Annotated in this window: 12 protein-coding genes and 1 pseudogene; 11 read left to right on the top strand and 2 right to left on the bottom strand. The window is 47.6% G+C overall.

Annotated elements, in window-relative coordinates:
* The first annotated feature begins 56 nt into the window (after positions 1-56).
* The 4 genes and pseudogenes from K6K13_RS20695 (at position 57) to K6K13_RS20680 (ending at position 4,812) form a co-directional block, all read left to right on the top strand.
* On the top strand, positions 57-899 hold the full coding sequence (locus K6K13_RS20695) for a 23S rRNA (adenine(2030)-N(6))-methyltransferase RlmJ (RefSeq protein ID WP_222158641.1): 843 nt from the start codon (positions 57-59) through the stop codon (positions 897-899).
* Between the two features lie 117 nt (positions 900-1,016).
* Entirely contained in the window at positions 1,017-2,372 is a 1,356-nt protein-coding gene (gene gorA, locus K6K13_RS20690; RefSeq protein WP_222158640.1) for a glutathione-disulfide reductase, read from the top strand.
* A 157-nt stretch (positions 2,373-2,529) separates the two neighbouring features.
* Positions 2,530-3,151 (top strand): annotated as a pseudogene (locus K6K13_RS20685) (transposase); the annotation flags it as partial.
* Between the two features lie 1,340 nt (positions 3,152-4,491).
* Positions 4,492-4,812, top strand: coding sequence for a hypothetical protein (locus K6K13_RS20680; protein WP_222158639.1), 321 nt, complete (start codon positions 4,492-4,494; stop codon positions 4,810-4,812).
* Positions 4,813-5,631: 819 nt separating this feature from the next.
* Here K6K13_RS20680 and K6K13_RS20675 read toward each other — a convergent pair.
* On the bottom strand, positions 5,632-6,246 hold the full coding sequence (locus K6K13_RS20675) for a TetR/AcrR family transcriptional regulator (protein WP_222158638.1): 615 nt from the start codon (positions 6,244-6,246) through the stop codon (positions 5,632-5,634).
* A gap of 103 nt (positions 6,247-6,349) precedes the next feature.
* On the opposite strand from K6K13_RS20675, the gene K6K13_RS20670 reads away from it, so the two are divergent.
* The 7 genes from K6K13_RS20670 to K6K13_RS20645 all read left to right on the top strand — a co-directional run bounded on the left by K6K13_RS20670 (position 6,350) and on the right by K6K13_RS20645 (position 14,870).
* Complete coding sequence (locus K6K13_RS20670) at positions 6,350-7,786, top strand: efflux transporter outer membrane subunit (protein ID WP_252120368.1); 1,437 nt, start codon at positions 6,350-6,352, stop codon at positions 7,784-7,786.
* A gap of 29 nt (positions 7,787-7,815) precedes the next feature.
* A complete protein-coding gene (locus tag K6K13_RS20665; protein ID WP_222158637.1) occupies positions 7,816-9,021 on the top strand; it encodes an HlyD family secretion protein in 1,206 nt (401 codons plus the stop codon).
* Between the two features lie 11 nt (positions 9,022-9,032).
* On the top strand, positions 9,033-10,139 hold the full coding sequence (locus tag K6K13_RS20660) for a DHA2 family efflux MFS transporter permease subunit (RefSeq protein ID WP_286206776.1): 1,107 nt from the start codon (positions 9,033-9,035) through the stop codon (positions 10,137-10,139).
* A gap of 12 nt (positions 10,140-10,151) precedes the next feature.
* Positions 10,152-10,571, top strand: a complete 420-nt coding sequence (locus K6K13_RS23485) for an efflux MFS transporter permease (protein WP_286206775.1) — start codon at positions 10,152-10,154, stop codon at positions 10,569-10,571.
* A 184-nt stretch (positions 10,572-10,755) separates the two neighbouring features.
* Entirely contained in the window at positions 10,756-13,017 is a 2,262-nt protein-coding gene (locus K6K13_RS20655) for a hypothetical protein (protein WP_222158636.1), read from the top strand.
* Positions 13,018-13,026: 9 nt separating this feature from the next.
* Complete coding sequence (locus K6K13_RS20650) at positions 13,027-13,689, top strand: hypothetical protein (protein WP_222158635.1); 663 nt, start codon at positions 13,027-13,029, stop codon at positions 13,687-13,689.
* Between the two features lie 128 nt (positions 13,690-13,817).
* The gene (locus K6K13_RS20645) at positions 13,818-14,870 is read left to right on the top strand and encodes a hypothetical protein (RefSeq protein WP_222158634.1); all 1,053 of its coding nucleotides are present in this window, start codon (positions 13,818-13,820) and stop codon (positions 14,868-14,870) included.
* Between the two features lie 63 nt (positions 14,871-14,933).
* Here the strand turns inward: K6K13_RS20645 and K6K13_RS20640 are convergent, their stop codons facing one another.
* Complete coding sequence (locus tag K6K13_RS20640) at positions 14,934-16,193, bottom strand: valine--pyruvate transaminase (RefSeq protein ID WP_222161207.1); 1,260 nt, start codon at positions 16,191-16,193, stop codon at positions 14,934-14,936.
* Positions 16,194-16,542: the final 349 nt, after the last annotated feature.

The following is a 16,542-nucleotide window of genomic DNA, read 5'->3' as shown; positions in this document are numbered from 1 at the left end:
CGAGACATGATCTTGCCTTCGGGCACCCCGCTTATTTCACCGGAACAAAAACCGTTATGTTGAGTTATCGCCACAGTTTCCATGCCGGCAACCATGCCGACGTACTGAAGCACACCGTTCAGAGCCTGATCATTACTGCGCTCAAAGAAAAAGAGAAACCGTTTCTGTATCTGGATACCCATGCAGGGGCCGGGCGTTATCAGCTTAGTGGTGAACATGCGGAGCGCACCGGGGAGTATCTGGAGGGTATTGCCAAACTGTGGCAGCGGGACGACATTCCCGAAGCGCTGACCCCTTACCTGAATGCGGTTAAAGCCTACAACAGTAACGGTACGCTACGTTTCTACCCCGGCTCGCCGCTGATTGCCCGCCAACTGCTGCGTGAGCAGGACAGTATTCACCTGACGGAGTTGCACCCGAGCGACTTCCCGTTGCTGCGCGGTGAGTTTCAACGTGATACGCGAGCCAAAGTGGTGCGTGAAGATGGCTATCAGCAGTTGAAATCCCAATTGCCGCCCGCCTCGCGCCGTGGATTTATCCTGATAGACCCTCCCTACGAATTGAAAACCGACTATCAGGCGGTGGTCAAAGGGATTCAGGAAGGTTACAAACGTTTTGCCACCGGCGTGTACGCGCTGTGGTATCCGGTGGTATTACGCCAGCAAATCAAACGTATGCTCAAAGATCTGGAAGCCACCGGTATCCGTAATATTCTGCAAATTGAACTGGCAATGCTGCCTGACAGCGATCGCTATGGCATGACGGCGTCAGGCATGATTGTCATCAACCCACCGTGGAAACTGCACGCGCAAATGCAAACGCTGCTGCTGTGGTTGCACGGCGTGCTTGCGCCTAATGGCACTGGGCATACGCTGATTGAGCAAGTGGTGCCAGAATAACCTGAGAGGTTTTACCTGTTGCACCTATCGGCAAAACCGACGTTAACGGTTTTGCCGCAGACCGAGTTCAGGGGTTACACTGCGTTTTATTCTCTTCACTTAACCATGGATCTTCTCATGACAAAGCATTATGACTATCTCGCCATCGGTGGCGGCAGTGGCGGTATTGCGTCCATTAACCGTGCGGCAATGTATGGGCAAAAATGTGCGTTGATTGAAGCAAAGTATCTGGGCGGTACCTGCGTTAATGTTGGCTGCGTACCGAAAAAGGTCATGTGGCATGCGGCGCAGATTGCCGAAGCGATCCATCTGTATGGGCCAGACTATGGTTTTGATACCACCGTTAATGCCTTTAACTGGGATGTCCTGGTGAAGAACCGCAGTGCCTATATCGATCGCATTCATCAGTCCTACAACACGGTGCTGGGCAAAAACAAAGTGGACGTTATCCACGGTTTTGCGCGTTTTGTCGATGCGCATACCGTTGAAGTGAATGGCGAAACCATTACTGCCGACCACATTGTGATCGCGACGGGAGGCCGGCCGACGCGTCCTTCGATTCCCGGGGCTGAGTACGGTATCGATTCCGATGGTTTTTTTGCGCTTGACGGTTTGCCAAAGCGCACGGCAATTGTCGGTGCGGGCTATATCGCCGTTGAGATCGCCGGTGTTGTGAACGCACTCGGTTCCGAAACCCATCTGTTTGTGCGCAAGCACGCGCCGTTGCGCGGCTTTGACCCGCTGATCTTCACTACGCTGGTGGAGGTGATGAAGGCAGAAGGGCCGATGCTGCATACCGAATCCTTGCCGCAGTCCGTGGAGAAAAACGCCGATGGTAGCCTGACTCTGCATCTGACCAACGGTGAATCTTATACTGTGGATTGCCTGATTTGGGCGATTGGCCGTGAGCCAGCAACCGATAACCTCAATATTGAAGCGGCGGGCGTCATCAAAGACGAGCGTGGTTTTATCAAGATGGATAAATACCAAAACACCAACGTGCCGGGTGTTTATGCGGTGGGCGACAACACCGGCGCCGTCGAACTGACACCAGTGGCTGTTGCGGCGGGGCGCCGTCTCTCAGAACGGCTGTTTAACAACAAGCCGGAAGAGCATCTGGATTACACCAATATTCCCACCGTGGTGTTCAGCCATCCGCCGATTGGCACTGTTGGCTTGACCGAACCGCAAGCGCGGGAAAAATTCGGTGATGATCAGGTTAAAGTTTACACCTCTTCTTTCACCGCGATGTATACCGCCGTAACGCAGCACCGCCAACCGTGCCGCATGAAGCTGGTGTGTGTCGGAGCGGAAGAGAAAATCGTTGGTATACATGGCATCGGTTTTGGCATGGATGAAATGCTACAAGGCTTTGCCGTGGCGGTGAAAATGGGCGCGACCAAACGCGACTTCGACAATACCGTGGCGATTCACCCGACCGCATCGGAAGAGTTTGTGACGATGCGGGGTTAATGTAGAAAACCCACCTACACTCGTTCGTACTGTAGAAAAACTGAGAGGCCAGAGCATCGTTCTCTGGCCTTTATTTATTGACTCATCGATTGAACTGACCCCACATCAGTATACAAATTCTATCCTCACGACGAGGCCTGTTCGGAGGCTTCCTCGCCCAGTTCCGTGGGCTGGCCCAGGTAACCGGTATACGCTGCTGTTCGAATCCTTCGTCATCTCATGGCTAAAAATCAGCACCGTTGACGCGGTCAGGAAACAACTTAAGCTCAGCTAGAGTGCCGTCGATAAAATCATGCAACGTGCAGTGAAACGAGGACTGGTCCGAGATGAAAACCATCCCGTTGCAGGCAAGGAAAAGTGCACATCGCTCCCGTTATCTGTGGTTATACGGTCGCCATAAGCGTCATGGCCGCATAGCGGAAAGGCTGGAGGTAGCGCAGTTGGTCCTGCCGGATACCAGTCGTTGTTGGGCGCTGAAAGAGCTGGTGAGGGAACTCTGGAACCGACAGTACGATGAACACAGCAGACGGTTGTGGCTGGAATGGATGAGCATGGCAAAAGACGTGGGAGTGTCACTGCTGAGCAGCGCAGTCAGAACGTTCCGTAAAAGGCTTTACGGGATGCTGAATGCCATGAAACATCGGGTCTCAAACGGCAACGCAGAATCACTGAACAGTAAAATACGACTGCTTAGGGTCAAGTCCAGAGGATACCGGAACAAAGAGCGCTTCAAAATCGCAGTGATGTTCCATTATGGCAGGTTAAACATGGATTTCTGAATCTCCCACCATGATCGGGGAAGTCCCCATTAAGCACAGTGTGCCGAAAAACCTGTGTCGACCAAAATGGTGGTCGGTCGTTTTGGGACATTTTCGTCTATGCGGGAAAAAGCCCAACGTGCCAAGGGAGGGATAGGGCTGTCAGCAACGCTCTCGTCACGGCCGCCCACCCGGACTGTATGCAATTCACTGGATCATCAGTAGTTATAACGCAAGGGCACGCAGTTTTAATCTTTATGACCCGATCGTTAAAAAAGGAAAAAAAGTAGCTACTAGCCTAACCCAGCGATTATGAAGTTAAAATAAGGGTACAAAGCGGCGTTAAGCGTAAAAAGATGAAAGCCGCAATAAACGTTGGGCACTATGCGGAGAAACCCCAATCCGTGAAAAGAAAGAGCGCCTGGAAGGGCGAAATGCGATGCCCTCCTAGTGGCTCTGGTCACGTAGAAAGGAGGAGGTCGGAAGCAAAAACTTGAAAATTGCATGTGCTAAGCACCTATCCGGGATGAGATAATGATGTTCTTGAAGCAAAAGACGCGTTGAACATCCATTATTCCGCCCGACTATCCCGTCGCGCGGGAACAGGTACCGTATTTGTTTATTCCTGAACAAGTATGCGGGGAAGTGTTGTCTTGATAAAAGTTTTTTCGAGGAGAGTACTTTATTAAAGGTAGCTAGTATTGCATGGCGTAAATAGAAAATGCGTATCAGAGACTTTTGACATACAGGGAAAACCATCTATACGATAGGATATTTATGTGGGAAATTAAAATTTGAAAAATCAACAAAAAAATTGCTAAAAAATGAAAATAAATTTGATATTTATCTTGCATTATGATAATATTTTTTCATTGAGAGGTGGGTTGCTGCTTACGAAAGAAATAGCACTCACGCGTTGAGTTGATAGCACTTAGGTTGAATAAGAAATGTGAAAGATTAAATGACGGAATGCTTGAGTGTTATGACTTAGCCCTCCCTGAACTCAAATTCAACTCATTATTATCAACCTCCTGACCGGGAGGTTTTTTATTTCCAGTCAGCAAGTAATCCTCAACGTCTTATACACTGACATGCCCCCCGCCTGCGCGAATAATCTTCGCTCATGAACCGGGACACCCCTTGCCAAAATCGGGCAAAAGGGAAATGGCGTAAACAATAAAGAGTATGAAATAAGCGGGGTGAAGTATGAGCGGATAAATAGCAGAAGTGCTGGAAATACGACGCCAAAGGGAATGTTCCCTGCGGTAATGGTTCATTAATAAAGGTATTGAATATGTTTATTTCAACTACTGGTTTTACAAAACAAGCTCGTTCTAATCCATTAACCAAAGGAGACTACAATGGATACAAAGTTAGACGCAGTAAAAGAGAGTACGTTCACAGTTTACAATGAGTATTCAAGCGTTAAGTATGACATCAAGACGGCATTACGCGAGAAAAAATACTACAGGCTATTCTGCTTGGGTGTTTTGGCGCTCGCAATGACAGGACTGATACTTTTTGTGAAGCCCTTACTTGTCAACTATCTCACACAATGGATTATCGGGACTTTAGGGGGGTCTCATGCCGTCGGTATTGTCGGGGCAAACTTCGTAGGAAGTCTACTCACTACGCAGGTCCGAAAGATTTTGAAGTACTGGGTGCTTAAAATAAACAAGTAGAATACATATGACTATTATCACATGTTTCTCGGTTGGGGCCGAGGAACATGTATACATAATAGCCATACTGCTAACAAATATCAAGCCCTGATAGTTATCATCGACAAGTTCACGTAATTTGTTGTTTGAAACTTAAGGTACTTTTCTGCACTATTCATGTGTCACATGAATAGTGCTTCTTTGCGCATGCGTATATCCGAGTTCGAGAGAAAGGTACTCTTGGTTCTCTCCACGCTTGAAGCGAGCGGCTACGATGCGTCCTTGCCCGTCATGCAACTCTGAGCCTGCTCAACGCCGCCATCAGTAAAGATGTCTACGCCACCAATTTGCGCACTTCACTGCACTGCTGCGGACTACTTCAGCGCAAAGGAGATCTATTCTTCGGTATAACGGGTCTTTTTCATGACGGACTGGTGTCTTTGTTCGATAAAAGAAAGACTGGAGACTTCAGTTTAGACCGGTACTGATTACAGGGAAGAGATCAGTGATTCTGGATAATGAGGATATAAGCTATTCATCTAGGCCAAATTTAGACATACATATGTACAACAAATCTGTGTTCATGACTCGTACTTAACATCCAGGTTGCGGCCCCAATGGATTATTTTTACTAATATCGAAAGGGTGAAATTTGTCGAATAAAAACGCAGGGGAAAACTCATATACGCCTACAGGTCTTGCCCAGTTAGAATTTCCTATTTCTCTAATTATTATACCTATATGAATACTGCATGACGATGCGCTAAAGCTGACGACCTAATTAATGCCTTAAAAGAAGCTCGATCGCGAGCTTCTTTTTTATTGGCAGTACCCTACGGTTTACGGCCTAGACGTCTCCACCCGATAAGCGAGCAGAAATACCGTGATGGCGCGAGAGACCGCCGCTTCAATGCGTTTTGCATCTGGCGCGGTGTCGACGCCCAGTGCTGCGACAAGAAATAACTCCGCTTCAATCAGCCCTTTCAAATGCATTGCGCAAACCCAACTGTCTGAGCTGCGCAGAATACCTTCGTCGCTTTTTTTGCTCAGGTAATGGCTTAACCGTTTCCAGCCCTTTTGTGGCCCTTCGGCATAAAACAAACGACCAATATCGCTACGCTCTGATTCACTGATTGCCATACGCCAGATTGCCATCAGGCCGCTGCTCAGCACCGAGGAGAGGTAGTTGCGGCCAAATTGGTTAAGCGTCGTTTCGATATCTTTCTTTGGGTCTAGTGATTCGAAGGCTTCCGCGATGTCGGTTTTGGCTGACGATGCCATGACAGCAGAGAAGATCTCTTCTTTGGAGCTGAAATAGTTATAGAGCGTTGATTTGGATCCCCCGACGCGACTGGCGATCTCCGACATCGACGTATTGTTGAATCCCTGCTCTATAAATGCGCGCGTCGCGATATCCAGAATGGTTTGACGCTTGGTTTCACTTTTTACTCGCATACGCTCCTCTTCCCTTTCCGTCCAATGGGCAAGCTTCTCTTGACTATCGTTTTATGTCAAGTTATAACAAAACCGTACTGTACGGTATTAAAAAGGGTGTATCTTGAAAATCAATAAGTTAATAAATCGCAGCCTGTTACCTCCTGATTTGCGGTTTTCAATGCTTGCCGTGGTGCTCATCCTGGCGGGCTGTTCAACCGCCCCAGACAACACACTGAGCCAAATAAAACGTGCCGATGAGTTGGCTTCTTCGCGGTCGCTGACCACGGAAAAACAGGGCCGCTGGCCAGACGCGCAGTGGTGGCTACGCTACCACGACAGGCAGTTGGACAGCCTGATGGAAACGGCGCTGGCTTCTGCGCCAACCTTGAAAATAGCAGAGCCTCGATTAAAGAACGCGGCCGGGATCGCCGAGCAAATTGGTGCGATTCGTTCTGTGCAAGTTGGTGCGTCTGCGTCAAAGAGTAAAGTGAGCTATGCCTATCAGGCCTATATGCCACCGCACGGTTGGAATGACTACGGTTCTGCGACGGCTAATCTGAGTTTTAACCTGGATTTTTGGGGAAAGAACCGTGCTGAAGTTGCCGCTGCAACGTCAGATTATGCGGCGGCCGATGCGGAAATGCAGTCGGCAAAATTACTGCTCCAAGCCGCGCTGGTGCAGTCCTACGCAGAGCTGACGCGCTTATACCTCAACCGTGACACGACACAGAATGCGTTGGAGATCCGTAGCAAGACCGTTGAATTGATGACAGAGCGCAATCTCAATGGGCTAGAAACTGACGGCGTGATCAAACAGGTGCAGGCGCTGAAAGCGAGCGCCGAGGCCGAATTGATAGCCTCCGAGGAGGCCATCCAGCTACAGAAAAATGCCATTGCCGCACTGTTGGGCGACGGCCCAGACCGGGGGCTTTCTATTCAGCGCCCGGCGATCCATCTCGATGAATCCTTTAATTTGCCGGCTAACACCGGCATCAACATTCTGGGCCACCGTCCGGACATCAGCGCCGCCCGTTGGCGCGTTGAAGCTGCGGCAAAACGCATTCATGTTGCCAAAACCGCGTACTACCCCGATGTCAGTATTACCGGTTTTATTGGCTATCAGTCGTTCGGCCTGAATAATCTGACCCGCTCGGGCAACGATGCCGGAAGCATTGGGCCTGCGCTGTATCTGCCCATTTTCACCGGTGGACGCTTATCCGGGCAATTAACCTCCGCCGAGGCCAACTACGAAGAGTCCGTAGCGACTTACAACAACACGCTGACGTTGGCATTGCACGATGTGGCCAATGTGGTTACCCGTGCCAATGCCCTGAAAGCGCGTCTGTCGAAAAGCGAAAGCGCCTTTGCGAACGCCAAAGCGGCGTATCTCATTGCAGATAAACGCTATCGCGGTGGTCTGGCAACCTATCTCGATGTCCTGACAACAGAGGACGCCATGTTGGATACCCAGCGTGCGTTAGTGAATTTGCAATCACAGGCGTTCTCACTCGACGTTTCATTAATCCACGCGTTAGGCGGCGGATTTGATGCTTCTTAATCCTCTCTCGACTTGCAGGAAGTTTTTCTATGTCACAGCGAAATAATGACTCTGCCACGCCTGCGGCGGACACACATTTTCATGCATCGCGCGCCGCGTCATCGCGTAAAAAAGGGTTTATGGGATTGGCTGCCGCGGTGGTTATCGCTGCGGGCGGTTACGGCGTGTGGTATGCGGTGGTGGGTTCGCGCTATGTCACCACCGATAACGCCTACAGTGCGGCGGAGGTGGCGGAAGTGACGCCTTCGGTTACCGGCATTGTGCAGGCGGTGAATGTGGTGGATACGCAGTGGGTGAAGCAGGGGGATGTGCTGGTACAACTCGATGACACTGATGCCCGTTTGGCACTGGCGCAGGCCGAGGCGATGCTGGGGCAGTCGCGGCGGCGCGTGAGCAGCTACATGGCGACCGACGAGGGATTGGCCGCGCAAGTCAAGGCGCGAGAAGCGGATGAAACGCAGGCGCAAGCGCGTCTGGTGGCGTCACAGGCTGACTTCACCAAAGCGCAGGTGGATTTAACGCGGCGCGAGGCGCTGGCAAAGTCCGGCGCGGTATCCGGTGAGGAATTAACTAACGCTCGTAATGCGATGGCCCAGGCTGAATCTAACCTCAATGTCGCCAAGGCGGTGGCCGCGCAGTCGGTGGCTAATCGCTTATCGACCATCGGTGCGAAAAAAGCCAATGCGGCGCTGACCATTGATGCCACGGTGGAAACCAACCCAGAGGTGATGCTGGCGAAAGCCAAGGTGGAACAGGCACACGTTGATCTGGCCCGCACCATTATCAAAGCGCCCGTCGATGGCGTCATCGCCAGGCGTCAGGTACAGATTGGCAAGCGGGTACAGAACGGCGAGCGTTTGATGACGGTAGTGCCGTTGCACGACGTGCATATCGACGCCAACTTTAAAGAGGTTGAGCTGCGTCACGTGAAAATCGGTCAACCTGTTGAAGTCACGGCTGACATTTATGGCGACAAGGTGGTGTATCACGGCGTGGTGAGCGGTGTTTCTGGCGGCACGGGTTCAGCGTTCTCCATGATCCCCGCGCAAAATGCAACGGGCAACTGGATCAAGGTGGTTCAACGTTTGCCGCTGCGTATTACGCTGGACAAGCAGGAATTGGCGAAACACCCGCTACAGGTTGGCCTGTCGATGATTGCTACCATCGATACGCATAACACCTTGGATCTGGCGGCATCGGGCCATGAAGGTCTGACAACGGCTCGTCAGGATTAAGGCGCAAAACAATGAGCCACAACACTACGCAGAATACCTTTCCGCAGCCGCTAACGGGCGCGGCGCTCGTCATTGGAACCCTGTGTCTGGCGATGGCCAATTTTTTGGCCATTCTCGATACCACCATCGCCAACGTCTCTGTGTCGAATATTGCCGGGAGTCTGGGGACATCAACCAGCCAGGGAACATACGTCATCACATCTTACGCGGTGGCGGAGGCGATCTCTGTCCCTCTGACCGGTTGGTTGGCTTCTCGCTTTGGTGCCCTGCGGGTTTTCGTGATTTGTCTGCTGATGTTCGGCGTATTTTCAACGCTGTGCGGAATGGCGACCAGTATGAATATGCTGGTGCTGTTTCGCGTGTTTCTGGGTTTTTCTGGCGGGCCGCTGATGCCGCTGTCTCAGACGTTGATGATGCGTATTTTTCCGAAAGATAAAAGCCACGTTGCTATCGGTATCTGGAGTATGACTACCCTGGTTGCTCCGATTATGGGACCGATTCTCGGTGGCGTTATCTGCGATCAGTTTAGCTGGCACTACATCTTTATCTGTAAGACCCCTTTTGCTATTGCGGCGGGTTTCATGTGCTGGAAGATGCTGCAACGTTATGAAACGCAGACGGCAAAATCGCGCATAGACGTCGTGGGATTGGGACTGCTGGTGGTTTGGGTGTCCGCCTTGCAGATCATGCTCGATGAAGGCAAGGATCATGACTGGTTCGCTTCAACGCGCATTGTCATTCTGGCGATTATTGCGTTGATTGGCTTTATCTCCTTCCTGATTTGGGAACTGACCGAGCGCAATCCCGTAGTGGACCTCAGAGTATTTCGTCATCGCGGCTTTACGACCAGTATGGTGACGCTCTCATTGGCGTTTGGCGCATTCTTTGGCATTACCGTGCTGACCCCCTTGTGGCTGCAAATTTACATGGGCTATACCGCGACGATTGCCGGTTACTCAACGGCGATGATGGGGGTATTGGCCGTGTTTCTCGCGCCGCTGGTTGCTACCTTGGCGACGAAAATCGATCCGCGTCCGCTGGTGTTCGCGGGGGTGCTGTGGCTCGGCCTGTGGACGCTGTTTCGCAGCCAGGCAGACATGAGCATGACATTTTCCTAGATAAGTTTACCCATGTTGTTCCAAGGCATCGGTATGCCGCTGTTTTTTGTTCCCTTGACCGGAATTGCGCTTGGGTGCGTGCTTGAGCGAGAGATGGATTCTGCCGCAGGGTTGATGAACTTTATTCGTACCTTATCAGGGGCTTTCGCTACCTCCATGGTCAACACATCATGGGAGAACCAAACCCGCTATGTGCATGCGGAGCTGGCCGGTCTAACGGACAGGGAGGCGGTAGCCACCCATAACATGCTGAATGATGGCATGAACATGGACGCCGTTCGTGGCTCGATAGAGTGGATGCTTCAAGGGCAGAGCGTGATGGTTGCCACCAACCATATCTTTATGGTGATTGCCGCTATTTTTGCTGTCGCTGCACTGGTGATTTGGTTTGCGCCGAAACCGAATAGAGTGAGTATCTCGTCCGTGCATTAATAATAATATTGATGTTTTATCCATTTCGCTGACAATTCCCTTCCCAGGTTGTCAGCGTTTTTTTATATACGGATATATAAAAAACTATTAATTGATAGGAGGCGTGTTTTCCCGAATGTAGTAATTCCTCTTTTTGTACACGCTATAGGTTTATCTGACCCTTCAGTTAAGGAAAGGAGCTTTGGTGATGAGATGTCAGAATTCTGCACAGAATAAATCCCAACCTGTATTCACCGATGAGGCACCGTTGGCAGATCGTGTCGATGGTAGCCATTTCCCTAAGCGTATTAAGGCCATTGCTTGTACGTATGAAAATACTCCCGGCGGCGTGGAGGGGAACCGAGAAACTGCGGGTGAAAGCGGCGTATTAGCCTATATCAACCGGGTTTTCTTCACACGTTCGGTGGATCCTAAAGAGAATGATCCGCTGATGCTCCGTCAATTGGAAAAGGGGAGGCTTCTGAACGCGCAGAGCCAATATTTGCAACAGATTCGGTCCGAAAAAGGAAACGAGCCAATACCGTTAACGCAAAAACAGGCTGTGTTGCTCGGGGGGTTATTATTTGTGGGAGCAGCAGGCGGTGCGTTGTACCGACTGTGGGGTCAACACTTCGCCACTGCTGGGAAGGAAACTGAAACGTTTGCTGTTTCGCGAAACGCGGAAATGCAGCAATCGGATGCTTTTATTATTGCGAACGCGAGTGATATTTCTTTAAATGAATATAATCACGAACTGGACATTATTCATCAACTCGTTGTTCCTGACATTGACCATTTTTATCTCACTACCAAAAATGCAAGGTCCCGGAGTTACAGATCCGTCACTATCAAGAATAGGCATATTCCGAATGAGATATTGAGGGTGTTGCAGGACGAATCAATTAATTGGCGTGTGAGAAATGAATTTGATCTGATATTTAGACTCGCTGAAAATTCGCCTGATGTGAAAAATACGCCAATAAAACGAGAAAAGAATGTCAAACTGCTTATTAAATGCCTCCAACTGCTTTCGGCCTTTGTTAAAGAGAACGAGAAACAGGCTATCAATAATAAATCTTATCATTTTGGCAAAGTACACTTGAAAAATTTGTATAGCATCGTCAGCCATCTTTCTCGTGATGACAGTCGTATGGTAAAGTTATTCTATCAACAACGCAATGATCTATCAGATAAAAATGATACTTTTCAACCATTAGCGCCGATCCGTGTTAACAAAAGAATTTATTTACCTAAGAATAAAGAAATAGAACACACAAGTAATGATGACATAAAAATAAAAAGTCTTATAGATTGTCGTGATGAGAGAGAGGTGCTTAGCACTGAAAAAATAATGAGAGTGATAAGCAATACGTTAAAAAACCCAATTTCTGCATTGATTAACGAGGGCAAGATCGCGCTTGACTATAATGTTTATGGTGTAGGTTGTGTGGGGAATCGTCAGTTTGATGATCTTGCCAAAAAAATTGAGTCGATAATAGACAGTATATTTTCATGGATTCCGCTGTATGGCCGGGGTCGTCTGGTTACTTTGATTTTGTCATCTTTTCTGGAAATGCTATCTGATGCCATTGAGAATAAAGATCTTTCATTAGATAAGGCTGACGAGTTGGAGTCATACATCAGAAATTTAGCCAAAGACCTCATCTCCTCGGTGTTAACCAGACAATTATCTGATAGCACTGAAAACGGTGCGATTAGTGCCATGATGAATGATGTGGAGATTAAAAATAACAAGCTTTATATCAATGTGAAAAACCCAGAGAAGATGGTTGAAACCACAGGCGTATTTAACCATTTTTCTGATGTGGAAACCAAAGATTATATCTTTTTTAATGCTAACGGACAATGGGTTTTAAAAGGTGATATAAAATTTAATCATGTCATTGAATCAACCATGAAAAAAGCGAATGAGGTTTTAAACGATAAGGAAAATACTTTTTTCTTGCAAAATAATTCTCCGAAAATATACGGAGATAGTGTTTTCATAAAAAACCAATTAAACACTTACGCGATGATTGAAAATAATATGTTTCCCGTGCGTGAGTCGGCGGTGAAAAAAAATGTATATAGGTATGTGGTACAACAAAAGAACGATTTTTCTCCTATTGTCACTCGAGGCGGTGAGTGGGTTTTTGAAAATAAAAACTCTCCGAGTATAAGTAAAGATATTATCGCATTATTGGCAGATCGACATTCCCTGACAGAAAGACTTAGCCGTGATGACATCAAACATCAGGATGTTGGACCGATGACGTTGGCGAGCGCCACACAATACGACAAGCACCTTAATCAATACCTAAAAATCAATAACAAATATTTTTTATTAAAGTCAGACGTCAGTAACTATCAATATATTTCTGGGGAATATGATATTATTCCATTAAAAAAAACAGATCATGAATATGATTTACAATCTCATTTTGCTGACGGTATTTATACAAAATAAAAAGAAAAATTGGATGAGTTACCCACCAGAGAAAATGATCCTGCCTACTATCTTGATAACACTATCATTGATGTCATTAAAAATAACCCGCCTTGGTATAAAGATGCTATTCCTGTCACCTATGGAGGTTTACTTTATGAGAACCCTGGCGTGAGAGATATTGATGGTGCATGGCACATCAATAATGAGGATTTTTTACCCTACAATAATCGACTGCTCAGAATAAGATCTGAAGGTGATGACACCTACCTGTTAGGCGAGGCGAAGAGCAGTGGTGGTGTAGTCATTTATAAAAACGAAAAAAGTAATACTTATTTTTTATTACCTGAACGGAAGCGTGATAACGGTAGTAACAAAAACTATAGATTACGTACAAATCATTGTATTGCTAAGAGGCAAATTCTATCATTATGCAATGCGGATTTTTATGAAACGAAAGGTATTAGCACCCTACTAAAAAGAAACCAGGATCATGGCATAACCATTGTTCATCCTGATGAATCATTGACGCCTTATGTCGGGATAAATGGTTTTTTTAAAACCAGTGAGGGTAAAATATTTTATCGATCCATTGAAGGCTTTTTTTTCATGCAAAAGAAACGAAATCCAATAAAAATGCCATTGTTCCAGAGTACGTTACTCTGCATGGAAAAAAAGAAGATGGAAGCATAGATAATAAAATAAAAATAACATCGGTAAGTATTATCAAAGACTTTGATACTAAGAAAATTATTGTTAGTACCCCCGTTGAAGCACAGGAAACAATTCTAGGGATAGATAAACAATCATCAAAAAAACTGTTGGCATGGCAGGCGATTGGCGAAGATCTGTATGATGTTGATGATGAGAAACTGGCGGAGATTCAGCGTCGTCTCACCCAAGATAATAATATGGAGGACGTTTATGAAATTTTTGCGCGCAGTAGTAAGAAAATCGTTCTTTCTATGAAAGAAATGGATGCCATATTGCCAAAAATGACAAAGCTGTTTTTTGGAGAAGAAAGTGAGTTCGACCTTAAAAGCTTATCTCAGCTCAAAGAGGAGAAAGCATCCTCGGTAATTTATGATATATACAATGAAGCGTTTAATAATGCTGTTAAACATCTCAATGACGCTGTTTCAGTGATAAACGATGAGCAAGGTATTTTTGAGTCTTATATCTCTGATAGAATACAAATGAAAGATAAAGACGCTTTGCGTTTTTTTATTGACTCCCTGCTTAATAAGTTAAAAAGAATGACGTCCATATTGGATGGTGACAACAATGAAAATATTATTTTGCTAATAAAGAATAAATCAAAAGCAGAGACGGTTATGCAACCTGAAGCCATTAATAAAGACACTATTTTCGGCCTCACAAGTATCGGTGATCCCTTAGATAGAATGTTTATAAATACCGCAATTGTGCCGGAAGATTTAAATCCTTCGAACAATAATTTTCAGACGTTTCAGGATAGAGAAAAATACATCAACCTGGCGACTGGTACGATGTTGCATGAGGCGGTACATGCTATCGGACTGCCCGAAGACTATATCTATCTTAATGTTGAAGACACGGGCGGGTTTGTCAGTATTGAACAATCTCTTGCACAAATAAAATATGCCATTGAAAATAATTTCATGGAGAAAGAACATTTTAATTATCTTTGTCATTTATATTTCTTGAGCAATCCGGTTTATAAAGATTTATCGCTGGAAAGTTTAATGAAACCGAGTAATCTGAAACGTCTTTTCCAACTCGATGATTACTTTAAAGGCGTTTTGTTGATTAATAACCCTGATACAGTGAGTCAGATAATCAGTGATATAGCTAAAAATAACGAACTGTTTCGCAGAGGGGATGGCGCACCATGACTGGGGCGCTAACCCCGAACGGATTATTGGATTACGACAAGCACAATAGCATTGCGCTTGTCGTTAATCTGCGCGGCTCTCGCTCAACGCCAGCTCCACTTCCTGCGCCAGAATCGCAATGCCCTGTTCGATCTTCTCGGGTTCAGGCACATAGTTCATGCGTAAACACTGGTGAGCATGAGGCCAGTCTTCTGCCAAACCGGGGAAGAAGTAGTGGCCGGGCACCATCAATACCCCGCGTTTTTTCAACCGTTGGTAAAGCGTTTCCGTGGAGATAGGCAGATCCTTGAACCACAGCCACAGAAAAATTGCCCCCTCCGGTTTATGGATCAGGCACCGTTCTGGTGACAGGTAACGACGGATCGTCGCGATGGTTTCCGTAACGCGCTGCTGATAAAACGGACGCACAACGTCGTTGGACAAACGCAGCAAATCGCCGCGCACAATCATTTCGTTCGCGATCGCAGGGCCGATAGAGCCGGGTGACAGGCTGACAATGCCGTTCATGTTGCTGATAGCGGAGATAACCTGTTCATTGCCAACGATGATGCCGCAGCGCGACCCCGGCAGGCCGAGTTTGGACAGGCTCATACAAAGAATGGTGTTGGCATTCCACAGCGGCGTGGCGTCGCTGAAGATGATACCGGGGAAAGGTACGCCGTAGGCGTTATCGATCACCAATGGAATGCCGTGCTGCTGAGCCAGTTCATCGAGATGAACCAGTTCTTCGTCGGTTAATACATTGCCAGTCGGGTTGGTCGGGCGTGATACACAAATCATCCCGATGTCATCACCGATGGTTAAATTGTCGAAATCGACGTGGTATTTGAATTGGCCTTCGGGCAGTAATTCTATCTGTGGGCGCACAGAGACGAACATATCCTCATCCAACCCGGAGTCGGCATAGCCGATGTATTCAGGTGCGAGCGGGAACAGCACTTTGCGCGATGACCCCTCCTCATAACGGCCTGCAAACAGGTTGAACAGGTAAAAGAAGGCGCTTTGGCTGCCGTTGGTCAGCGCAATGTTTTGCGGCCCAATATCCCAACCAAACGTCTGCCGGAGTAAAGCTGACAGGTTGGTGAGAAGCGTGTCCTTACCTTGTGGGCCATCGTAATTGCACAGCGCTTCGGTCAAGGTACCGGTACTCAACATCTCCTGACAAAGTTGCTGAAAGTAGGCATCCATTGCCGGGATGTGCGCGGGATTGCCGCCGCCCAGCATGATGGCTCCAGGCGTACGTAACCCATCGTTCAGGTCATCCATCAATTGGGTGATGCCAGCGTGGCGGGTGAATTTGTTGCCGAAAAGAGAAAAGTTCATCATGTATCGCTTAAAGGTAATGCCAACGTTAACAAAGAACATAACGCTTGCCGACGGTGGCTGCAATGGTAACCCACTTGCCAGCCGCTAACGGAGAGCCTTTTGTTCGACAATGCGCCATACCCGCTATACTTCACGTTGCAGATGCGTTGGCTGCGTTCTCTCACCCGGATCACTTACCAAAGTAAGCTCATCGAGATTCGTTCGCTGGCCCTAAAGGGCCAGCGCAAGCGCTGTTCAAAACGTTAACGTTTTGTCCTGCAACTCGAAGTATTTAGGGTATAACGGGATACAATAATGAGTGATGCGATTGCGTTGCCGAAAAGTTTCAAATACCGAGACAAAAAAT

Source organism: Symbiopectobacterium purcellii (genome assembly GCF_019797845.1).
Taxonomy (GTDB): domain Bacteria; phylum Pseudomonadota; class Gammaproteobacteria; order Enterobacterales; family Enterobacteriaceae; genus Symbiopectobacterium; species Symbiopectobacterium purcellii.
The sequence above is the reverse complement of the archived record's forward strand: the minus strand, read 5'-3'. Positions and strand labels throughout refer to the sequence as shown.